The organism is Rouxiella badensis (genome assembly GCF_026967515.2).
GTDB lineage: Bacteria > Pseudomonadota > Gammaproteobacteria > Enterobacterales > Enterobacteriaceae > Rouxiella > Rouxiella badensis.
The window spans coordinates 933,615-956,467 of sequence record NZ_CP114062.1; the positions used below are offsets into that span (position 1 = coordinate 933,615).

Below are 22,853 nucleotides of genomic sequence, written 5' to 3' on the forward strand. Positions count from 1 at the left end.
AAATTACTGCGCCGTTTTACAGCTTTTCAGAATGTCCAGCGACGGATCGATGACCGAGGTCTTAACGTCCATCGCATCAAGCACGGTGTGGAACAGGTTATCCTGCGAGTAATCATTTTTCGCGGCCTCTGACTGTAGGCAGCTCAGTGAGAGGCTCTGCGCGGCCACATACTGTGGCGACAGCCAGAACATCATCGGCACGTGGGTCTGCTGCGGTGGCGCTACGCTGTAGGGCGTGCCGTGCAGATACAGACCGTCTTCACCCAGCGACTCACCGTGGTCTGACAGATAAATCATCGCGACGTTGTATTTATCCTGATACTTTTTGGCCTTGGCGATAACCTGCGTCAGCACGTAGTCGGTGTAGCGCACGGTGTTGTCGTAGGTGTTCACCAACTGTTCGTGGGTACAGTTTTGAATATCGCTGCGTTCGCAGTCCGGCATAAAGTAGCGGAAGTTGTCCGGGTAGCGGTGATAGTAAGCCGGGCCGTGGCTGCCAATCAGGTGCAGTGCGATGACTTTATTCTTGCCGTCGTCGACAATCTTGTCGTCTATTCCTTCCAATAGCGCTTCGTCGTAACAGGTTTCACCGTCACAGAATTTGCCGTCTTTGGTGGTCGGAATGGTGACGTTTGGAACGCGATCGCACACGCCCTTACAGCCTTCGTCGTTGTCTTTCCAATAAACGGAAACACCGGCGCGTTGCAGAATGTCCAGGAAGCTGTCGCTGGCGTGAGCGCGGTCGTTATTAAAGTCGACGCGCTTCATGTCGGAGAACATGCATGGCACGGAAACGGCGGTCGCGGTGCCGCAGGAACTGACGTGATTAAAGAACACCATGTCAGACGTTTTCTGCGTAAAGCCATTGGTTGGCTTGTCGTAGCCGTTCATTGACTGGTTCTGCGCGCGGCCGGTTTCACCAATTACCAGGAACATTAAGGTCGGTTTTTGCCCTGGTTTCTGCACCAGCTTGGCATCGGTACCGACTTTCTCGAACTTCAGCGGCTTGGTCAGATACTTGTGATAGAAATATTCGCTGCTGCTGTAAAGGAAGTTGGTCGGCAAGATCTCGACGTTAAGCGTGCGGTTGCTGCGGCCTACCGACGCGTAGTCTTGATAATACTGGCTCGCGACAGCGCCAATGATAGCGAGAGACACCAGCATAGACAGAATACGTACGCCAAGGCGTTTAATCACGCTCTGGTTGTACTTGACCGGCACCAGGAACAGCAGCACGGCAGGCAGAATGGCGGTCAGCACAAACCAGACGATCACCGAGGTGTTCAGGTAGGAAGAGGCTTCGCTCTGCTGCGTTTCGACAATGTTTTCAATCATGCTGCGGTCAAACACCACGTGGTAGGTCAGCTCCGAATAAGACGCCAGACCGCTGAGCAGCAACAGGATGATAAAGAAAGGTTTAAACACCGGTTTAAAGGTAAACGGCGTAAACACAAAATTCAGGGCAGCAAACAGAACGAAAGGAATCGAGATGGCAAAGCCAATTTTATACGCCGGCAGCGCATGTAAAATTTGATAGAAATGAAGCAGAACGGGGAAGTTAACGACAAATGTGAAATACAGGCTAATCAGTAACGTCAGCCAAAAATAGCTGATTTTAGGGATGAAATTACGCAAAACGGTCTCCAAAAAACTCAGGTCCGGCAAATATGCCCAAGAAAATCAGCCGGAGTGCGAGTGGCACCAAGCAGAATCGGCACACCCTAAAGCCTCAAGCTTAAGAAAGCCTTAATAAAACGTTAACGTAACCTTAATGAATATTAAATGAAACTTTATGTCCATAAAGTTCAGAAAATAAATAAATTAAAGCATGCTGGGTTGCCTCGTCTTTATCTCTATCCTCCCCTCCTTGATTAGTCTTTTTCCACTAAGGTTCCGTTAAATGATCCACTCTTCCGCCATTGTGGCGAGAAACAGCATTATTGAAAAAGGCGCAAGGATCGGCGCAAACGTTCGCATTGGACCCTTTTGTCATATCCAGGCGAACGTCGAGATTGGCGAGGGAACGGTTGTGCTTTCCCATGCCGTCATTAACGGGCACACCCGCATCGGCTGCGACAACCTGATCGACAGGTACAGCTCTCTCGGTGAGATAAATCAGGACCTGAAGTATGCAGGAGAGCCAACGCGCCTCGAAATCGGCGATCGCAATCGTATTGGCCAAAGGGCCACTTTTCACCGCGGCACGGTTCAGGGAACCGGGGTGACGCAGATTGGTAACGATAACGTGTTTATGAATCAGGTGCATATCGGTCACGACTGCGTGGTGGGCAGCTTTGTGCATCTCGCCCTGGGTGCCGCGTTAGCCGGGCACGTTGAGCTCGATGACTTCGGGCAGGTTGACGAACATTCTGCCGTGCACCAGTTTTGTATTTTGGGTTATTCGTCACAGGTGCTGGCCCATTCGTGTGTTGTGCAAGACGTCCCGCCCTTCACGCGGGTACAGGGCAACCGCTGTAAAGCGCTCAGCGTCAATGAAGACGCGCTGACGAGCCAGTTTGAGGACGAACATCTGCGGCAGGTGATCCGCGTCCTTTATTATCAGCTTTATCACGGCGGTGACGCGCTGAATGAAGTCAAGGCGGCGTTGCTGCTGATGCAGAAAGAGTATCCGCATCTGAGCTGCTTTGAACGGTTCTTTGCCCGCTCAACGCGCGGGATTGTGCGCTAAGGGAAAACGCCTCTGTACTCAAAGTCAGAGGCGTCTATTTAAAATATCAGGCTTCTAACGCCAGCAGGGCAAAGGTGGCCAGCCAGTGTTCCCCGGCGTAGTCGCTGTCGAGATGTTCTAGCGCACTGTTGAGGTGATCGTCAGCGGAGGCGTTCAGCAGGGCAATGCGCGGGTCTCCTTTGAGCAGCGCCGAGGCCAGAGAGCGTTGGCACCATGCGCGGCTGAGATTCAGCCCATCCAGGTGACCAATTTTGCCGTCAGTGCGGTCGGTCACCGTCGCAGGGGTAAACAGCGTCTCGGGCTGTCCCTGCACCAGATGAGGCAGGAAGCGGCCAAACCAGGTAATGAAAGCCTGGGGGGCCAGCACCCGACGCATCAATTCAGCCTCCATCAGCGAAGGCGAAAGAAACTCATCGCCGCCCGGCTCCCACGCCTGACAGTTCACGTCCTCCAGATGCCAACGCAGCGCCGTTTCTTCTATCAGCGCCGCCAGCTTTTTACGCCCTGCGCTGCGCGCATAGTCCAGCGTCAGCGAGAGTGCGAACGCGGTGTTGAAATGGCTGCCGACGCGCAGCGGATAGGTGGCTTTGGGCAGAAACTCACAGAAGCTTTTAACGAAAAACTCGGTCATCGGCGACAGCGTCTTGGCCCAGCCTCGGGCCTGCGGTAACGACAGCGCGTCAGTCTGCTGCGCCAGCGCCAGGAACCATGCCCAACCATAGGGACGTTCAAAACCGCTGTGATGTTTTTGCTGCAAATAGCGCAACTCACCGGCGACGTTCTCGGCAGTAAAATGCGTCTCAACCACGGCGATAATTTTGCTCGCCTCGGGCAGGTCAGGATAACGGTCCAGCAGGCGCAGCAGCAGCCAGTAGCCGTGAACGCAGGAATGCCAGTCGTAGCTGCCATAGAAGATCGGATGCAGCGCACGTGGCGTTTGGGCATCATCCGAGCCGACCAGCGCGTGAGTCAGCTTGTTAGGATATTCACGGGTTAAATGATTTAACGCCAGTGAAGCAAAGCGTGACGCCATTTCTGGCGTCAGTTGCAGGGGCTGTTGCGAGGTCATGTCATCCACTCCATGATGTTCCGTTTATCAGAAACGGAACACAAACAAATACAGAAACGCGGTGTTAACCAGCAACAGCAAAATACCGGTCAATGCCTGGGCCTTGATGACCCCGTGCTTGTCCTGTAACTCCAGCAGCGCCGCCGGGACGATATTGAAGTTGGCGGCCATCGGCGTCATCAGCGTGCCGCAGAACCCGGAAAGCATACCGATTGCGCCCATAATCGCCGGATTACCGCCCAATTGATGAACGATCAGCGGTAAACCAATCCCCGCCGTCATCACCGGGAAGGCGGCAAAGCCGTTACCCATGATCATAGTAAATAATGCCATGCCAAAGGTGTAGGCAATCACAATCGCAAGCGGCGATCCCATCGGAATCACATCTTTAACCAGATTAGCGACCACGCCGCCTACGCCCGCCAGCGCAAACAGCCCGCCGAGTGCCGCCAGCATCTGTGGCAGAATCGCCGCCCAGCCGACGGTATCCATGATTTGCCCGCCTGCCTTAATCGCTTTAAGCGGTGAGTCACGCAGCATCAACAGCGCCACCACGAAGGCGACAATCGTACCCAGCACCAGCGAAATCAACGTGACGTTCTTACCTTCGACCCACGGAGCATATTTCAACGTCAAGGTGCCAATCAGGGTCACTAACGGAATAATCAGGGCAGGGATGAACAGACGATTGCCGAAACGTTTGGCGCTGGCCTGGCGCTTCGCTGCAACCTCGGGTTGCTCAGCGTCGCTTTTGCCTTTGCCCAGCTGGCCGGTACCGGCGATAACCGCCAGCAGAATGGCCATACAGCCCGTAACGAAGTGCGGTATCTCTGTTCCGAACAGGAAGATGACGCCATAAATGCCCCAGAACAGCGCATTGACAAAACGCTTAGGGTTGCTGCGGTCGCGTAAATTAAAGCAAGCGAAGCCAATAAACAGTAAACCGGCAATAATATAAACGGTATTTAAGGTAATCATTTGCCGAGGCTCCCCTGCTGTACATCAAAACGTTTGGCGAGCGAGCGGTCGAGCAGCCAGAGGCGAATAAAGTGGATAATCAGCGCGGCGATGGCGGTCGGGATGGCCCAGACGGAAAGGTGCAAAGGCTCGACGAAGACGCCGTTCTGATCGAGGAAGCCTTTAATCAACAGAATTGACTGCACGGCAATAAAGATGTCTTCACCAAAAAAGACCGCAATGTTATCAACCGCCGCTGCGTTGGCGCGAATTTTTTGGCGCACGTCGTTAGGCAGGTCGCCGTATTTGGTGGTCGCGGCCGCTTCGGCCATCGGCGCAATGAGTGGGCGAACCATCTGCGCATGACCGCCGAGTGAGGTCAGTCCCAATGCGGCGGTCATCTGACGAATGAAGAAATAGAGCATCAGCACGCGACCGGTGGTAGCGGCATGAATCTTCGAAATAAGGTGCTTGGCCTGTTCCCGCAGTCCGCTGCGCTCCAGAAGGGCGATCACCGGCAGTGTTAACCAAACGAGTCCCATGTAACGGTTATCGGTAAAGGCTTTCCCAAAAGCGCTAATGATGTCAACCGTATGCATACCGCCCGCGATACCGGTCGAAATACCGGCGACGGTAACCACCAGCAGCGGATTAAACCGCAGCGCAAAGCCAATCACCACGATTGGAATGCCAATAAGAACCCACATTTTCTATCCCCTGTTGTCCAAAAAAGATCTGTTTTTAGATGGTTTCGTGTTTTTATCAATATGATTTATAGATATATATTTTTTATTAGTACACTTAATGGAAAGTGCATAAAAATCTGTACGTCCGGAAAGTAACAAGCAGGGGCGCGTTAAGCAAGTTTCTAAAAAGTGGAAATCATAGGAATTAATGATATTGCGGGGCGGGTCATAAGAAGGAAGAATAATCTGGCGCGGCAGCCAGATTATTTTAGGAGAAAAAGTCGGCGTTTGAGGTCTTATTCCTCCTCGTCACCGTAGTATTTAACGCCGAGTTTAATCAGCGGGCGACCCTGTGATTTACGATGCAAGTTGGTGTCTCGCAGGGAATACACGCAGCCACAGTATTCCTGCTGATAGAAGTTTTCGCGTTTGCTTATCTCGACCATACGTGCGGCGCCGCCTTTTTTGCGCCAGTTGTAGTCCCAGTAAACCATGCCGGGATAAGGTTCGGCGGCGCGATAACCACAGCCGTTAATCTGTTGCATGTCCTTCCAGCGGGAGATGCCCAGCGAGCTGGAAATGGCGGTGTAACCGTGTTCGAAGGCGTAAAGGGCGGTGCGCTCAAAACGCATGTCAAAGCACATGGTGCAACGAATACCGCGCTCTGGCTCTTTTTCCATGCCCCGTGCGCGTTCGAACCAGTTATCGGTATCGTAATCTGCGTCAATAAAAGGAATGTTATGCTGTTCGGCAAAGCGAATATTCTCTTCTTTGCGCAGCAGATATTCTTTTTGTGGATGAATGTTGGGATTATAGAAAAATATCGCGTACTCGATACCTGAAGCCTGAATCGCTTCCATCACTTCGCCTGAACAGGGTGCGCAGCAGGAATGCAGGAGAAGTTTGTTATGCCCGGCGGGAAGCTCGAGTTTGTCACGGATTAAATCGGTCATTATTTGGCCTGTTGGTTCACGTTGCTGTCTTTATGATAGGGGATGAAAAAACCATGTCAAAAAAATGAGCGCGGGCGAGGGTATCTATGCCGTTGAAACTTAGGTGCTATGATGATTGTAAAGGCCGGGAACGCTTCCCGTTATCTATTTATGTAAGGATGCAGCAATGCAAATATTGAGACCGCATCACATCCGTTGGCTCAGCCTGCTCGTTATCATGGGCGGGCTGCTTCTGATTCTGCCGCTTCATCTGCTGGGGTGTTTCATCTCTGGGTTCATCGTCTATGAACTGGTGAATGCGCTGACGCCCTATTTCCAAAAAATCATTCGCGGCGAGCGGGCACGCTGGCTGGTGGTGGCGTTGATAAGCACCATTGTGGTCAGTGCCCTTATTCTTGCGGTGATGGGCATTGTGACCTTCCTGCTGCATGACGTGCGTAACCCTGCGGCCTTCAACAACAAGATAAGCCAGTTGCTTAACGATGCGCAGAGCCGTCTGTCACCGGTGATGCTGCACTATTTACCGGCGAATCTCGAGGAGCTTCAGCGCGAGTTTATCCAGTGGATGCGCGAGCACGTCGTGATGCTGCAAACGGCGGGTAAAAATGCCGCGCATACTTTCCTGACCATGCTGGTGGGGATGATCCTCGGGGCAATAATCTCGTTGCAAAGGCAAGGGTCGGACGATCAGCGTGCGCCGTTAAAAAGCGATTTGATGCAGAGAATGCGCCTGCTGAGTCAGTCATTTCGCAACGTGGTGTTTGCCCAATTTCAGATTTCATTGATCAACACCGTGCTCTCGGCGGTGTTTCTGTTTGGCATCATGCCGCTGTTTGGTATCCACCTGCCGTTGTCGAAAACGCTGGTGGTCTTCACCTTTGTCTGTGGGCTGTTGCCGGTCGTCGGTAACCTTATCTCCAACACCGTCATCTGCATCGTGGGATTGTCGATCTCGCTGTGGGTCGGTGCAATGGTGCTGGCTTATCTTATTATTATTCATAAGATTGAATACTTCCTCAACGCGCGCATCGTGGGCACCAGCATCAACGCCAAATCCTGGGAAGTGCTGCTGGCAATGCTGATTTTTGAGTCTGCATTTGGCCTTCCCGGCGTCGTTGCCGCACCCATATACTATGCTTACCTCAAGAGTGAGCTGAAAGCCGCCAGACTTATCTGACGTCCGTTCAGATACCGGTCACCCCCGCGCCTGATCGAGGCGTCACAAATTTTGGTTAAGCCTGCCGGTTGCGCAGCGCTTAACCAAAAATCTCGAAAAAAACAGCTTTAGGCAAGTAGTAGCGAGGATCGTTATAACGATATTCCTTTATTACCCTTCATACTTTAGCCCGGTTGCGGTTCCATGACCGTTGCCAGAATTCATTTCGTTAACCCTCAGGAGAAAACAGATGACTCTTAACGTCCGAGGTTTTGCCGCACAGTCCGCAGAGACCGAGCTGGCACCCCATAACTTTGTCCGTCGCGATCCACGTGATACCGATGTTGTTATCGACATCAAATACTGTGGCGTTTGTCACTCCGACATCCATCAGGCGCGTAACGAATGGCACCAGAGTATTTATCCGCTGGTTCCAGGGCATGAAATCATTGGCCACGTCACGCACGTAGGCTCAAAAGTCACCAAGTTCAAAGTCGGCGATTCTGTCGGCGTGGGCTGTATGGTTGACTCCTGTCAGCACTGCGAGAACTGCGAAGCCAATCTGGAGCAGTACTGCCTCGAAGGCGCGACCATGACTTACAACAGTCTGGACCGCCACGACCAGATGATGACCTACGGCGGCTACTCTGAGCAGATCGTGGTTTCCGAGAAATTTGTTCTGCGCGTTCCAGAAGCGCTGGATTTCAAAGCGGCGGCACCTCTGCTGTGTGCGGGTATAACCACTTACTCTCCACTGAAACACTGGGGCGTAAAAGCGGGCCATAAAGTGGCTATCGTCGGTCTGGGCGGTTTGGGCCATATGGGCCTGAAATTCGCACACGCGATGGGTGCTGACGTGACGCTGTTCACCCGTTCTGCAGGCAAAGAGCAGGAAGCACGTCGTCTGGGCGCTAACCATGTTGTGCTGTCTACCGATGAAAAACAAATGGCAGAAGTGCAGAACCACTTTGATTTCATTCTCGACACCGTGCCGCATCAGCACGACCTGAACCCGTATCTGGACACCCTCAAGCGCGACGGTGTGCACATTCTGGTGGGTCTGATTGAGCCGGTAGAGCCTGCTGTTCACGCCGGTAAACTGATCATGGGTCGTAAGAGCCTGGTGGGTTCACTGATTGGCGGTATCGCCGAGACTCAGGATATGCTCGACTTCTGCGCCGAAAACAACATCGGCTGCGACGTAGAGATGATCAACATGGACGAGATCAACGAAGCTTATACACGTATGCTGAACAGCGACGTAAAATACCGTTTCGTTATCGATATGGCCTCACTGAAAAACGCCTAAGCCTACGCTGAGGCTCGTTTTTTGAGGTTTAAAGCGCCTGCCCAAGTAAAAGGGCGGGCGCTTCTTCGCTAAATTTCACCTTTCCCCTCTTTGCTGACTTCTCGGCTTGTTGCCGCAGTGGTATTCTTCTGCTTTCGCCGAGCGAAGGAAAATCAGTGGCTAAGAATTTTGATGAATTAATCAGAGATATAGATCTGATTATTGAACATGTAGATAACCTGAAGAACCTGTCAGCGCGTGATAAGCAGCAGAGCAGCAATAGCGCGCCGCCCGCTGAAAAGCCGGCCTACGATTCGTTCTCTGAGATTTATGCGCTCAAAGCAGTGATGCGAGCATTTATTTCTTCTGTTGATACCATTGTTAAAGTACAAATCGCTCACAAGGTTGAGCAGGATATTGGCCATCTCGAGAATCGGGTACGTTCTATTGGTGGCGATAGCGCCAAAGCCGAAGACTTGGCGCAAATCACCGCCTATGTGCGTCATGCCGTTTCGGAAATGATGGAGTAAGCGCTTCAAAACGCAGTGCAAAACCCCGACGCTGAATGTTTTTATCGCCTGCCTGTGCGTTTAAAACCGTTCAGCGTTTTTTTATTTTCAATTTCTGGCCACGATTTTCCCTGCAACTGGAGTTAAAACAGAGGCATAGCTGCCGATATATTCACCGTTGTGGGTGTTAAATCGACAAAATAGGGTAATTACTTCCAGTTACTGTTAAAAAGAGTTGCTATTGAACGGCAGTCATGAGTAAATAGCTCTCGGCCTGTGGTACAGACCTATTTATGCACGACATCCTGAGTAAAGTTGTTCCAATTTAATGCGTTATCCTCGATAACACTGATCTGACGAATTTCCTTCTTAGTGCCTCCATAAGTAACGACTGAAATCCGGCTATAACATGCCCATGGTGGCGAAATTTATATTTAAAAGGTAATTCTATGTCTTCTATGATGAAAGGTCAGGTTAAGTGGTTTAACGAGTCTAAAGGCTTTGGCTTCATCACTCCTGCTGACGGTAGCAAAGATGTATTCGTACACTTCTCCGCTATCCAGGATCAAGGTTTCAAGACCCTGGCTGAAGGCCAGAACGTACAGTTCTCTATCGAGAACGGTGCTAAAGGTCCGTCTGCGGCTAACGTTACCGCTATCTAATCTCACTTATTCGCTGTTTTGCAGCGCATAAAGTAGATTACAAAAACCCGCTAAGGCGGGTTTTTTATTGCCTGCAATTTATCTCCTTGTCATTCCTCGCTTTATCCTTGCGCTCAATCATTTCATTGCACTTATAGTCTAGAATAAAATAGAGCGAAAACAGGCTCTGCCAACTCTCTACTATGGGGCAAATAATGAAGGTTAACGATCTGGTTACAGTTAAAACCGACGGCGGCGTGCGTCGTGAAGGGACGGTTTTGGAAGTTGAAACCTTTTACGAGGGCGTGATGTACCTGGTTGCTCTCGAGAATTATCCGGCGGGAATTTGGTTCTTCAATGAGTCGCAGAGCAAAGACGGTACTTTTGTCGAGCCGCGAGACGCCTGACTTTCAAATTATTCCGCCTCGTTAGCTCCCATCAATGCGCCTTAACGCCCTGGATGGGAGCCACTGTCGAAATTAACTCACATAAATTCCTTCGGTCAGCGAGTCGCTCAGACGCACCACGTGGTAAATGATGTGCTTGTTCTGGCTTTTAATCTTGCGCTTGATGCTTCCCTTGTAGGACGACACTGTTTTTACCTTGATTCTCAGTTTGTCCGATATTTGCGTCGTTCCTTCTCCCGACATCCACATTTTAAGCATGTTGGATTCACTTCTGCTCAGCACCACCGGCGAAATATTTAACCGATTGTCTCCGATTCCGGTCAGATTAAACTGCCGTACGTGGTGACTCAGTAGCTGATTGAGCGTGGCCGTTTTAATCGACTTGGAAGTAATAATCACATTCTCGCGGACAAAGACGTATTGCTCGAAGTGATTGTTGGTGCTTGACATAAAAATGATGAACAGGCTTTGAGGATGTTCAACGATCAGGTTGCGAATAATAGTGCTGCTTTGCGACTGTATGGGCAGGCAGGACTCATTGATTAAAATGATCCTAGGTATCGGATGTTCGCAGCTGCGCTGAAGATCCTCCAGGGAGTTTGCATAGGAAGTTTCCCGACTACCAATCCCATTAACGGCAAGTGAATGTATCAATCCAAGGCGAGTAAAACGACATGATTCAAAAATAATCGTTTGCATAGTCTGAGTCCTCGGCAGACATCCGTGTATTGCATAATGATTGTTAGGGTAGAGGGCTATAAGTAAGAAAAGCTAAATATTAGGCGTCCTTACTATTCCTTTGTGCAATAAAACGGCGCCGATTACAAAGATATTTTTTCGAGGTAAACCCGTTTACCTCTGCCATATCAATTTAGCTTAAGTTCGACTAACCGTTGTTAGATTGAGAGTTTAAGAGATGCTTACTGTTAAGCTCAGCAAATGCAGGGATATAGCAGAAATGAATAACCTCGAAAGGTTTTACTTAACACGGCAAACGATTAGTTGTTAGGCTATCTGTAAGCAGGGTGATTAAAAATTATTCACCTATCTTAAACGCTTCCTAAATGGCTAATTCATTAATTTACGCCTGCCGTGCCCTAAAAAGTGTCACACGGATTTTAGGCACTGCACCATTGACTGCAAAGCCCGTTTGATGTCCTGTTCTTCCGTCATCCAGTTCACCAACGCGGCACGAATACCGGGTTTCCCCGCCAGCGTCGTCGGGGTGCAACGGACCACGCCTGCCGCATCGAGCAATTTAAGAAAACGATCGCGTTTCGCCGTTTCCTCCGCTGAGGCACTCGCAGAATCGAGTGCGAAGCAGACCACGTTGAGCAAAACGGGGGCAAGCAGGGTAAGGCCCGGTGTCGCCTCAAGGCCCTGTGCCAGTATCGCCGCCAGTTGAACGTTGCGTTCGACAATTTCGGCAATTCCGGCGCGACCATAAGCCTTAAGCGCCATCCACACCGGCAGGGCGCGAAAACGCCGTGAGTTCTCAGGAGTCAGGTGTAGATAGTTGTCGGGTCTGACGCTTGGCAGCGCCAGATAGGCTGAATGGTTCTGAAAGACCTGTACCTGAAGCGCCAGATGCTGCTGTGCCGTGAACTGCACCGCGCTGTCATAAGGGACGTTCAGCCATTTGTGGGCGTCAATAGTGATCGAGTCGGCCTGCTGCCAGCCCTCGAGAAGCGCAGCATACCGCGGCGATGCGGCGGCTACTCCTCCAAAAGCGGCGTCAACGTGCAACCAGAACCCAAAGCGTTCACGCAGAGCCAGCAGGGCAGGCAGGTCATCGAAGGCCACCGTGTTCACCGTACCGGCGCTCGCCAATACCAGCGTCGGCAGTCCAGAGTCCTGAATCAAGAGCTGTTCAAGGGCGGCGGGATCGATAGCTTCGCTTTCCGGCAAGGTGGCGACATTAACCAGTGCATCACGTCCGATGCCCAGCATGCTGAGTGCTTTTACGCTGCTGGAGTGCGCGGCGGCCGAAATAACGCGAAGGGGGCCGAGAGCATGCAGCCCCTGTTGCGCCACGTCGACGCCGCGCTGCAGGCCCAGCCACTGGCGGGCGATTGCCATGCTGACGAAGTTGGCCATGGTGGCGCCGCTGACGAAGGACCCGCAGAGGCTTTCCGGTAACCCGAGCAACTGTTTTAACTGGCTGAGGGTAGCAACCTCGAGTGCAGAAGCTACGGAGTCGAAGCTGAGCTGGGTATTCTGGTCTATCGCGCTGACCAGCCAGTCGGCCGCCAGTGCAGCAGGTGTGCCACCGCCAGTGACAAAGGCAAAATAACGTGGTCCGGCGCTGGCAGAGAGTCCTTCGGCATGATCATGCCAGAATTGTGCCAACGCCCGCTGTGCACCCACGCCTTGTTCAGAAAGTTTGTCGTCGCCCGGTGCAATGCGTTGGCTTTCTGTCGGTGCGCTAACGGGGCGTTCCGGAAGTGAGCGCAAATAGGTCAGGGCGGTATCGCAGGCCTGTTCCAATATTTCATCGAGGTGCTCAAGGTCGTGCTGCAAAAGCGGGTGCATAAACAACATCCTGATTAAGAGAGAGAAAGGGAGAAAAACGTCGTCTGAAATCCACGCTAACCTATTTGGGCTGAGGGGAAAAACGACTTATTTTCATATTGAGACCCATAAGGCTTTTCATCGGTCAGGCTTTTTTATTTCTGTCGGTGGTCGAAATAGGTAAGAATATCAGCACGGCCCGTAACAGAATGCTCTTAAAAGTCGTGAAATGAAGGGCTAAAATTGAGCATGGTCCTCGGACGATTTGATGAAGATGATTTAACGCTCAGCCCGCGTACAACCTTGCTGTAGCACGCCTGAACGCCGTAATCTTGCAAGCGATTTTTTAGCTGAATGCATTCAATTTGTGGTACTCGTTATGTGAATTTTAAGATAGCCTTGTGGTCGTAATTTTTAACCTCGGCGGCGTCGACCTTTAGGATGTTTGAGTCACTCACATCGAAGGCGAACGCGGTCGGAAAACACACTTGCTAAGCCAAAGGAAACCTTTCCGGCATGGAACGAAGAGCATTTATTAAAGCTTCAATGGCGTTTGCTGCTTATTGTGGAGTGCCTGGTATGGCATCCCTGTTCACCGGTTCGGCCGAGGCGGCGCAGGGGAACGTGGCAGACGGTGGCGCAACCGCTTTCGATTTCTCTGTCCTGCAGAAAATGGCCGCTTCTCTCGCGAAGCAGCCCTATGGTGGCGCGCCTGAACCGCTGCCAGAAACGCTGGCAAATCTTACACCACAGGCCTACAACAGCATTCAATACGATGCCGCACACTCGCTGTGGCACGATATTCCAAATCGCCAGCTGGACGTCGAACTGTTTCACGTCGGCATGGGCTTCAAACGTCGGGTGAAGATGTTTGCCCTTGATGGCGATAAGAATCTGGCGCGTGAAATTCACTTCCGCCCAGAACTTTTTAACTATCATGACGCTGGCGTAGATACTAAGCAGCTGGTGGGTAAATCCAACCTTGGCTTTGCCGGTTTCAAAGTTAACAAAGCGCCAGAATTGACTCAGCGTGACGTGGTATCGTTCCTGGGTGCGAGCTATTTCCGTGCGGTTGATGACACCTATCAGTACGGCCTCTCTGCGCGCGGTGTCGCGGTGGATACCTTCACCAACCAGCCGGAGGAATTCCCTGATTTCGTTTCATTCTGGTTTGAAACGCCGAAGGCCGATTCCACTACCTTCGTGGTCTATGCGCTGCTCGACGGCCCAAGCGTAACCGGCGCCTATCGTTTCACCATCCACTGCGAGCCAACGCGCGTGGTGATGGAAATCGACAAACACCTGCACGCACGTAAAGACGTCAAACAGCTCGGCATCTCGCCGATGACCAGCATGTTCAGCTGCGGTACCAACGAGCGTATGCGCTGCGACACCATCCATCCGCAGATTCACGACTCGGACCGACTGGCAATGTGGCGCGGCAACGGTGAATGGGTTTGCCGTCCGCTGAATAATCCGCAAAAGCTTCAGTTCAACGCGTTTGCTGACGAAAATCCGAAAGGCTTTGGCCTGTTGCAGCTGGATCACGAATTCAATGACTATCAGGACGTGATTGGTTGGTACAACAAGCGCCCAAGTCTATGGGTCGAGCCGAAAGGCAACTGGGGTAAAGGGTCTGTCAATCTGATGGAGATCCCAACCACAGGCGAAACGCTGGATAACGTGGTCTGCTTCTGGCAGCCTGAGAAACCGATCAAGGCCGGTGACTCGCTGGACTTCAGCTACCGTCTGTACTGGAGCAGCGAGCCGCCTGTGCGTAGCCCGATGGCGAAAGTGCTGGCAACGCGTACCGGTATGGGCGGATTCCCGGAAGGTTGGGCGCCGGGCGAGCATTATCCTACCGTATGGGCGCGACGTTTTGCGGTCGATTTCGTTGGCGGCGAGCTGAAGGCCTACGCCGACAAGGGGATCGAGCCGGTGATTAATGTCTCTTCCGGCAAGATCAACAACATCGAGATCCTCTACGTTCAGCCGTTTGACGGTTACCGTATTCTCTTTGACTGGTATCCGACCAGCGAGTCTGTGGATCCAGTAGAGTTGCGGATGTTCCTGCGCTCGCACGACCACGCGCTCAGTGAAACCTGGCTGTATCAGTATTTTCCACCTGCACCGGACAAGCGTAAGTACGTCGACGATCGACAAATGTCATAAAAATTGGGGGGATAAATTCCCCCCTTTTTTGTGCTGGCGCACGGCTTGGGGGGCAATGGGGTTGATCGGGCGGCTGCCCTAGCCAGCTTTTAAGGTCAACGTCAATAAGCTCCGAGGCGCTTTTCCGGTTTCAAAGCTTAAAGGGGCCTTTGACTTAAAAGACCTGGAAGATTTTGACCCCAAACCTAATAATTTAATTTTCCATCAAAACTAATTTGAAATTAAAAACTGATTTTCAATCAGAAAATTATTTAAAATCAAAAACTAGTTTGATATTAAAAAGCCCTAACGACTAGACCTTTTTTCACGTCGTGACCGTGCTTCAGCAGGTTCTCAAAAGTTTGCTCGGTTTTCTTAAGCTGTTCCAAAAACTCTTCCGGCGTGAAGTCGTGTGACTTGCTGCTCATATAGGCAAGAGCCAATTCTTTTGAGTGATAGCGTTGAAAGTTATACATAAAATTCCTTATTAATCTCATTAATATTAATAACGGATAGCTGACAACGTGCGGCTTTATGCAACTGACTATCCTGCGGCGATGTCGCTATTTTTGCCGATTGGCCTTATAAGGTAAAACCGTTTTTATAGATAGATTTGATAGCTGAAATTAAACAACGTTAGCGGCTTGGCTTAATTAAATCCTGGCAGGGTCATCCCGGAGGGATAATTATTATATTTTAGTAAATAGTCTGTTAATAATAATGATCTGAGCTGATTTATCATTTATAAAAGAAAAGATATATTCAATCTATTGATTTAAATCATTATTTTTGTGTTATTCGCCTGCTTTTTTCTGCATTAATCAATGAAAAATCGGTTAAAGCGAACTAGTCTAGAGGGGAGATATTTAACAAGAACGATTGATCAATCATAAAAACTTCCAATACCGAGGTGTCATTATGAGTAAATTTATCTTCTCTTCTCCACGTAAATACGTACAAGGTCACGGCGTTCTGGACCAGCTCGGCGAATATCTCCCTGCTCTGGGGGGGAAATCCTTTCTTATTGCCGATGAAACCGTCTGGGGTATTGTCGGTGAGCGGGTAAAATCCTCCTTAGATAAAGCCAACGTTGAATTCTTTTATGAAATCTTTAATGGCGAAGCCTCCACCAACGAAATCAATCGATTAGTGGCGCTAGCACGCAAGCAGGGTACGCACGTTGTGGTAGGGCTCGGCGGGGGGAAAACGCTCGATACCGTTAAAGCTATCGCCGATGAACTGAAACAAAACGTCGCCATCGTGCCGACAGCAGCCTCCACCGACGCACCGTGCAGCGCACTTTCGGTTATCTATACCGATGACGGCGTGTTTGATACCTACCGTTTCTACGATAAAAATCCCGATCTGGTGTTGGTTGATACCCAAATCTGCGCGCAGGCACCGGTACGCCTCTTTGCCTCCGGTATTGCCGATGGTTTAGCGACCTTTGTGGAGGCTCAGGCGGTGCTGCGTTCTCACGGCACCTCGATGGTCGGCGGCGCGCCAACCATTGCCGGCATGGCAATTGCCGAAGCCTGTGAGAAAACGCTACTGACCTATGGCTACAGCGCTTATACCGCGGTTGAGCAAAAGCTGGTGACGCCAGCGGTTGAGGCCGTCGTTGAGGCTAACACCCTGCTGTCCGGACTCGGGTTCGAAAACGCAGGGCTTGCCGGTGCGCACGCTATTCACAACGGTTTTACGGCAATTAAGGGCGATGTCCATCACCTGACACACGGTGAGAAAGTGGCCTACGGCACGCTGACGCAAATGGTGCTGGAGCAGCGTCCTGACGAAGAGATAGCTAAATACGTTCGCTTCTATCGCGCCATCAAAATGCCAACCACGCTTAAAGAGATGCATCTCGAGAAAGAGAGCTACGAGAATCTGGTAAAAGTCGGAGAATTGGCAGGGGGAGAGGGCGATACGCTGGGTAATCTCAATCCCAACCTCTCTGCGGAGGATGTCGCCAACGCCATTCTTGCCGTCGACGCCTTTAGCAAAACGGTGAAATAAGCCGCAAAGCCGCCCCGACTATTGTGGGCGGCTTCATTGTAAACTCAGATTTTTAAGATGAAATCAGCAAACTCTCTTACTGGAACGACTGCCAGACCTGCGGGATAGCGAGAGGAAGCTGTGAGATCAAATAGAGGATCAGCCCAATTCCCGCGCCAACCAAGGTACCGTTGATGCGAATAAACTGTAGATCCTTACCAATGTTGAGCTCAATCTGCCGTGACATGTCTTTTTCGTCCCAGCTTTTAACCGTATCGCTAATATGACGCGTCAGGAACTGGGCAAAGTCCGGCGCCATTTGCTCCGCCAGCATCTCCATTTGTTGATTCATCGATTCACGCAGGGCCGGGTCGCGGCTCAACATGTTGCCCAGCCACAGTCCAGACTCGGTGACTCTCGCATGCAGCATGGAGTCGGGCCTGTCGAGATCTTGCTTGATCCACTGACGCAGGTCACCCCACAGGCCGACAATGTATTGCGTCAGTTTGGGATCGTTCTTCAGGTACTCTTTGATCTCCTCGGCCTTGGCGGCCATTTTTGGATCGTTTTGCAGTCGGGCGATAAAGCGTTCGATAACGCGGTCGAAGCTTTGACGGAAAGCGTGGCCACGGTCGCTGCCGATATCATCCAGCAGCGAATTGACGGCATTCGACACCATGGTCGCGCCATTTTCCCCCAGCCATTCAGTCGGTAACATCTTGGATTTTATCGGATGTTCGCGTTTGACCCAGCGCACAATCTGCGTGGCGATAAACTCGCGGCTTGAGGGTTGCTCCAGCAGCACGATCAGTTTCTGCATCGTCTGGTCGAGCAGCGCCTGATGCCTGCCGTCTTTGGTCAGGCTTTCGAGCAGCATCGCCACCGAGCGGGAAAGGTCAACCTTATCAATCGCCGTGTAAAGCGCGTCTTTAATCAGTTGCTGAATGCGCCAGTCGTCGGTGATGTCGAGAAAGTTGCGCATCATACTCACCAGATAACCGCCAAACTGTCGGGCATTATCCTCTGAGGTCAGCCAGTTACCGAGTGCTTTGGCCGGGTCATGCTGGCGTATCAGCTTGACCAATGAACCGGGGTCGAGAAACTTGTCCTGCACAAAGACCGCCAGATTATCGGCAATCTTGTGCTTGTTTTTCGGAATAATTGCGGTGTGGGCGGCAATGAAGGGGATGGGCACGCGTTTAAACAGCGCAACCACCGCAAACCAGTCAGCCAATGCGCCAACCATCGCCGCTTCGCTGATGGCCTTAACCCCGTTGACCCAAAAGTTTTGCGGTAAAAAGAGGGTGATGACAAACAGCGCGGCGGCGATTAACAGCAGCAGCAGCGCGTTACGTTTACTTCTTCTGAGTTCATTTTCTTTGTCCATTACATAAGTTTAGGACGAGCTTCACGTCAATGTCAGCTTTTTTACGCAACCGCTTATGCGAGAAAATGAGAATTAGTCTTGATCTCATCTACTCGCCCATTAAACTGCGTCCAGTTAAAATAAAATCGAGAAGACATCTTCATGGAGCTTTTGCGCGTCGTTTTTAAACAATACCGCTGGCCGTTTATTGGCGTGATCCTGCTGAGTCTGGCCAGTGCCGCGCTGGGTATCGGACTCATTGCTTTTATTAACGTCAAACTGATTGCCACTACCCACGCCTCAATGTCGGTCCTGCCACAGTTTCTCGCTCTGCTGCTGCTGTTGATGGCGGTGACCCTCGGCTCACAGCTGGCCCTGACGGCGCTTGGCCACCATTTTGTCTATCAGCTGCGCGGGCAGTTCATCAAGCGCATCATGGATACCGATATCGAACGTATCGAGCAGATTGGCAACGCGCAGCTTCTGGCGAGTCTGAGCAGCGATATTCGCAACATCACGCTGGCGTTCGTGCGGCTGCCCGAGCTGTTGCAGGGGATTATTCTCACCCTCGGCTGCGCCGCTTATCTCGGCTGGCTGTCGCCGAAGATGTTGCTGGTCACGGCGCTGTGGCTGGTGGTCACTATTTGGGTCAGCTTCAAGCTGGTGGCCCGCGTGTACCATCATCTCAATCACGTTCGTGAAGCCGAAGATCGGCTGCAAAAGGATTACGAGACGGTGATTCAGGGGCGTAAGGAGCTGGCGTTGAACCGCCAACGCGCACAGCAGATTTATCATGAAGAATATCAGCGCGACGCAACCCATTATCGCCAACACGTTATTGGCGCAGACACCTACCACCTGAGCGCGGTGAACTGGTCAAATATCATGATGTTAGGCGCGATTGGCATGGTCTTCTACATGGCTAATTCGCTGGAATGGTCGGATAACGGCGTAGCCGCAACGTTCTCGCTGACGCTGCTGTTCCTGCGTACGCCGCTGTTGCAGGCCGTGGGCGCACTGCCGACCTTGCTTAGCGCCCAGGTCGCCTTCCGTAAGCTTAAAACGCTGCGTTTGGCCGACTATCAGGCGGATTTTGCCCCGGCGACGCCGGACCATCAGTGGCAGCGGCTTGAACTGCGCGACGTCTGCTTTGCCTACGAAGGGCAGGGGTTCAGCATTGGGCCAATCAATCTGACCATCAATCGTGGCGAGAGGGTGTTTCTTATTGGGGGTAACGGCAGCGGTAAATCGACGCTGGCGATGCTGTTGACCGGGCTGTATACCCCGAAATCCGGGCAGATTCTGCTCGACGGCGTTGCCATTGATGCGCAAAGCACCGAGGCTTATCGTCAGCTGTTTTCGGCGGTGTTTACCGACTTCCACCTGTTCGGAAAAATATTGGGTCCAGACGGGCAGCAGCCCGATCCTATGCTAATGCAAGACTGGTTGCAGCAGCTGAAAATGGTGGAGAAGCTCGATATTGACGACAGCAAAATCAGTAACTTGCAGCTTTCGCAGGGCCAGCGCAAGCGCGTCGCTCTGCTGCTGGCCGCCGCCGAAGGGCGTGATTTTCTGTTGCTGGACGAATGGGCCGCCGATCAAGATCCGCAGTTTCGCCGCACTTTTTACTGCGACCTGCTGCCGCGTCTCTCGGCGATGGGCAAAACGGTGCTGGCTATCAGCCACGATGACCGGTATTTCGAGCAGGCTGACCGCCTGCTCGAGATGCGTCAGGGCCAGCTTCGTGAGCTGACAAATGAGGATCGCGAGGTTGCGTCGCGCGATGCCGTAGCGGCCATCAATCCTTAATGACGATCGGCACGGGCAAATCCCCGTGCTGAATCCCTTTTGCCGCGTTATTTTCTTCGTTTAGAACTTTTAAGAGTTACCTTACATAGCATCCCTTCCGCTAACAGTTTAAGATTTACTGTAGTACTAATCCCTTTTCCGAAAATTAGAACGCATTCTCGATACATGAAACTTTGGGTAAACCACTTTATGCAAAAGCTTTTCCGGGCGCCGTTTTACGTTGCCCTGCTACTCGCGTTAATGTTTTCTCCTTTGCTGGCCAGTGCTGCTCCAGACGATTCGTCTGACCAGGACCAAACCGCCGAGACCACCAAGCCCGTCGATGCCCCTGCGGCATTGGGATCGCTGCAAAAGCGCCTCGATACCATTAAACAACAGGTATCGACGGCCAAAAATGACAAGTCTCTCAGTGGATTAAGCGACGATGCCTTGAAACTGGGCAGCGATGCCGATGCGCTCGGCACCGCCTTGCAGCCTCTGCGTGCTCAGGTGCAGGCCAAGCTCGATGTGCTAGGCCCGGCTCCGGCCACTGGCGCGCTGCCTGAGACCCCGCAGGTGATTAAGCAGCGTAAAGACCTGAATGCCAGCAAGACGGCGCTCGATAACCAGATTCAGCAGGCGGGTGCAATCAAAACCAGCGCCAACAATCTGGCCGCGCAAATTGGCGGTCTGCGTCGCGATGCGCTGAAAACTCAGCTGGCGCTGAATACCGGCAGCATTTTTGGCAGCAACTTCTGGTCGGCGCTGACGTCGCCAACCGACGATGACGTCGAGCGTTTTGGCGAATACCGTCAGCAGATGAAGGACGCGTGGCATCTGACCTGGCAGCCTGAGTGGCGCGTAGGCAGTGGACTGTTGCTGCTCGCTGCCATACTGATCGGGGTGTTCGGTAGCCGAGTGCTCGACATTCCTCTCGCCTGGTTGACGCCGCGCTGGCTGCCTGAAGGTCGCCTGCGCCGCAGCTTCTTCGCTTTTGCGACGGCCGCTATCACCATTATGACGTTGGGCGGCGCGGCAAAGCTGTTTTCTCTGGCCTTTACCCGCATGCCGGACGTCAGCGAGTGGGTGGCAGAAACCGGTGAGCTGATCGTCAGGCTTTCGATATTCTCTGCGCTAATTGTCGGGCTGGGGCGCTCGCTGCTCTCCATCGCGCACCCTTCATGGCGTCTGCCGGGCATCGCCGATCCGGTTGCCAAGACGCTGGACAGTTTCCCGAAAATGCTCTCGGCCTTCATTCTGATTTTTGGCCTGATAGAGGGCATCAACAATCTGGTCGGCACCAGCATCTCGGTGACCTTGTTCGGTAACGGGCTATCGGCCTTGCTGGTTGCTATCAGCGCGGCGTTCGCACCGATGCGCGTTAACCGCCTGCGCCGCAAACTGTTGGCCAAAGGCGAACAACCGGAAGCCCGTTCGACGCTGGCCGGTCTGCTGCATCTGGCAACCAGCGTGATGGCGTTTGCCATTTTCGTCGCTCTGGTGGTGGGTTATGTGCCACTGGCGCGCTTCTTGACCTATGAGCTGCTGTGGATTGGTACGGTCGTTGCCTGTCTGTATACGTTGATGCATCTGGCCATCGATCTGAGTGAAAGCCTGTTTTCACCGAGCACCGCCAGTGGTCGACTGCTCAAACACTCGCTGAGTCTCAACGATCGACATCTCTCTCTGGCCGCCACGCTTCTGTCTGCGGTGGCGAAAACTGTACTGCTGCTGACCGCTGTTACGCTGTTGCTCGGCGGTAACTTCGGCACCACGACGCCGCTGGAAATCTTCAGCAAAGTGGTGGACGTATGGGGCGGTAAGGGTCTGGAACACCTAAACATTATTCCAGCCCACATGGTCAACGCCTTGATCTTCCTGATTGTTGGCTGGTACGTGCTGCGTTCTGCGCGACGCTGGCTGGACAACGATTTCCTGCCGAAGACCAACATGGACCGCGGTATGCGCGCCTCGCTGGTGACGCTGTTCTCCAACGTGGGTCTGGTGCTACTAATTTTGGTGACGCTGTCGGTGCTGGGCATCGAGTGGAACCGACTGGCGTGGATTGTGAGCGCGCTGTCGGTCGGTATCGGTTTTGGCTTGCAGGAAATCGTTAAAAACTTTATCTCGGGCCTGATTCTTCTGACCGAGCGTCCGGTGAAAGTCGGTGATCTGGTCAGCATCGGCGGCGTTGAGGGGGATATTCGCCGTATCAATGTCCGTGCAACCGAGCTGCAGCTGAGTGACCGTTCAACGGTGATTGTGCCGAACTCGCAGTTTATCTCGCAGAACGTGCGTAATGCCACCATGGGCAACGCACAGGGTGTCGCGACTATCGCACTGACTTTCCCGCTGGATATCGACCCTGAAGAAGTCCGCAACATGCTGCTTGAGGCCTACGAGGCGCACGACTCGATTATGGAAACGCCTGCACCTTCCGTTTCCTTCAGCCAACTGGGTCCTGACGGTATTGTGTTGAGCGTGACGGGGTATGTGAACAGTCCGCGCGTAGTAAGCCGCACCAAGAGTGACCTGCTGTATGAGATCCTCAAGAAACTGCGCGAGGCGGGCGTATCGCTCAGCCGTACGCAGACTATGGTGCTGGCAAACATGCCGGAGCGGGGCGTGGGTAACACGGTAGAATAAAGGGTGTGCGTCCCTTTAAGACGCTTTTAGGTCAAGGGCAC

Annotated in this window: 19 protein-coding genes; 10 read left to right on the plus strand and 9 right to left on the minus strand. The window is 52.3% G+C overall.

Annotated elements, in window-relative coordinates:
• Positions 1–3: 3 nt before the first annotated feature.
• Entirely contained in the window at positions 4–1,635 is a 1,632-nt protein-coding gene (locus tag O1V65_RS04465) for a phosphoethanolamine transferase (RefSeq protein ID WP_026110643.1), read from the minus strand.
• Between the two features lie 265 nt (positions 1,636–1,900).
• Here O1V65_RS04465 and lpxA point away from each other — a divergent pair, with 265 nt between their 5' ends.
• Complete coding sequence (gene lpxA, locus O1V65_RS04470) at positions 1,901–2,689, plus strand: acyl-ACP--UDP-N-acetylglucosamine O-acyltransferase (protein ID WP_269130219.1); 789 nt, start codon at positions 1,901–1,903, stop codon at positions 2,687–2,689.
• A 46-nt stretch (positions 2,690–2,735) separates the two neighbouring features.
• On the opposite strand, the gene O1V65_RS04475 is transcribed toward lpxA, so the two are convergent.
• The 4 genes from O1V65_RS04475 to O1V65_RS04490 form a co-directional block, all read right to left on the minus strand.
• Positions 2,736–3,758, minus strand: coding sequence for a DUF2891 domain-containing protein (locus O1V65_RS04475; protein ID WP_017492674.1), 1,023 nt, complete (start codon positions 3,756–3,758; stop codon positions 2,736–2,738).
• Positions 3,759–3,785: 27 nt separating this feature from the next.
• Positions 3,786–4,736: a DUF979 domain-containing protein gene (locus O1V65_RS04480; RefSeq protein ID WP_084912445.1), complete on the minus strand. Its 951-nt coding sequence runs from the start codon at positions 4,734–4,736 to the stop codon at positions 3,786–3,788.
• Positions 4,733–5,422, minus strand: a complete 690-nt coding sequence (locus O1V65_RS04485; RefSeq protein WP_017492676.1) for a DUF969 domain-containing protein — start codon at positions 5,420–5,422, stop codon at positions 4,733–4,735. Before O1V65_RS04485 ends, O1V65_RS04480 begins: the two co-directional genes overlap by 4 nt.
• A 275-nt stretch (positions 5,423–5,697) precedes the next feature.
• Entirely contained in the window at positions 5,698–6,354 is a 657-nt protein-coding gene (locus O1V65_RS04490) for an epoxyqueuosine reductase QueH (RefSeq protein WP_017492677.1), read from the minus strand.
• Positions 6,355–6,520: 166 nt separating this feature from the next.
• Between O1V65_RS04490 and O1V65_RS04495 the strand changes: the two genes are divergently transcribed.
• The 5 genes from O1V65_RS04495 (at position 6,521) to dsrB (ending at position 10,355) form a co-directional block, all read left to right on the plus strand.
• Positions 6,521–7,531 (plus strand): AI-2E family transporter, encoded by a 1,011-nt coding sequence (locus O1V65_RS04495; protein WP_017492678.1) that lies wholly within the window; start codon positions 6,521–6,523, stop codon positions 7,529–7,531.
• A 229-nt stretch (positions 7,532–7,760) separates the two neighbouring features.
• A complete protein-coding gene (locus O1V65_RS04500) occupies positions 7,761–8,819 on the plus strand; it encodes an NAD(P)-dependent alcohol dehydrogenase (protein WP_017492679.1) in 1,059 nt (352 codons plus the stop codon).
• 155 nt (positions 8,820–8,974) lie between these two features.
• Complete coding sequence (locus O1V65_RS04505) at positions 8,975–9,328, plus strand: hypothetical protein (protein WP_017492680.1); 354 nt, start codon at positions 8,975–8,977, stop codon at positions 9,326–9,328.
• Positions 9,329–9,756: 428 nt separating this feature from the next.
• Positions 9,757–9,969: a transcription antiterminator/RNA stability regulator CspE gene (cspE, locus tag O1V65_RS04510; RefSeq protein WP_017492681.1), complete on the plus strand. Its 213-nt coding sequence runs from the start codon at positions 9,757–9,759 to the stop codon at positions 9,967–9,969.
• A 194-nt stretch (positions 9,970–10,163) separates the two neighbouring features.
• Positions 10,164–10,355 (plus strand): protein DsrB, encoded by a 192-nt coding sequence (gene dsrB / locus O1V65_RS04515; protein ID WP_269130220.1) that lies wholly within the window; start codon positions 10,164–10,166, stop codon positions 10,353–10,355.
• Positions 10,356–10,427: 72 nt separating this feature from the next.
• On the opposite strand, the gene rcsA is transcribed toward dsrB, so the two are convergent.
• Both rcsA and O1V65_RS04525 read right to left on the minus strand, forming a co-directional pair.
• The gene (gene rcsA, locus O1V65_RS04520; protein WP_165429156.1) at positions 10,428–11,054 is read right to left on the minus strand and encodes a transcriptional regulator RcsA; all 627 of its coding nucleotides are present in this window, start codon (positions 11,052–11,054) and stop codon (positions 10,428–10,430) included.
• 408 nt (positions 11,055–11,462) lie between these two features.
• On the minus strand, positions 11,463–12,887 hold the full coding sequence (locus tag O1V65_RS04525) for a pyridoxal phosphate-dependent decarboxylase family protein (protein ID WP_269130221.1): 1,425 nt from the start codon (positions 12,885–12,887) through the stop codon (positions 11,463–11,465).
• 495 nt (positions 12,888–13,382) lie between these two features.
• Here O1V65_RS04525 and O1V65_RS04530 point away from each other — a divergent pair, with 495 nt between their 5' ends.
• Positions 13,383–15,038 (plus strand): glucan biosynthesis protein D, encoded by a 1,656-nt coding sequence (locus O1V65_RS04530; RefSeq protein ID WP_084912443.1) that lies wholly within the window; start codon positions 13,383–13,385, stop codon positions 15,036–15,038.
• A 275-nt stretch (positions 15,039–15,313) separates the two neighbouring features.
• Here O1V65_RS04530 and O1V65_RS04535 read toward each other — a convergent pair whose 3' ends face one another.
• Positions 15,314–15,493: a hypothetical protein gene (locus O1V65_RS04535; RefSeq protein ID WP_017490524.1), complete on the minus strand. Its 180-nt coding sequence runs from the start codon at positions 15,491–15,493 to the stop codon at positions 15,314–15,316.
• A 442-nt stretch (positions 15,494–15,935) separates the two neighbouring features.
• Between O1V65_RS04535 and O1V65_RS04540 the strand changes: the two genes are divergently transcribed.
• Positions 15,936–17,033, plus strand: a complete 1,098-nt coding sequence (locus tag O1V65_RS04540) for a glycerol dehydrogenase (RefSeq protein WP_017490525.1) — start codon at positions 15,936–15,938, stop codon at positions 17,031–17,033.
• Positions 17,034–17,109: 76 nt separating this feature from the next.
• On the opposite strand, the gene O1V65_RS04545 is transcribed toward O1V65_RS04540, so the two are convergent.
• Positions 17,110–18,399: a DUF445 domain-containing protein gene (locus tag O1V65_RS04545; RefSeq protein ID WP_017490526.1), complete on the minus strand. Its 1,290-nt coding sequence runs from the start codon at positions 18,397–18,399 to the stop codon at positions 17,110–17,112.
• A 141-nt stretch (positions 18,400–18,540) separates the two neighbouring features.
• Between O1V65_RS04545 and O1V65_RS04550 the strand changes: the two genes are divergently transcribed.
• Complete coding sequence (locus tag O1V65_RS04550) at positions 18,541–20,187, plus strand: multidrug ABC transporter permease/ATP-binding protein (protein ID WP_269130222.1); 1,647 nt, start codon at positions 18,541–18,543, stop codon at positions 20,185–20,187.
• A gap of 189 nt (positions 20,188–20,376) precedes the next feature.
• Complete coding sequence (locus tag O1V65_RS04555; RefSeq protein ID WP_017490528.1) at positions 20,377–22,812, plus strand: DUF3772 domain-containing protein; 2,436 nt, start codon at positions 20,377–20,379, stop codon at positions 22,810–22,812.
• Positions 22,813–22,853: the final 41 nt, after the last annotated feature.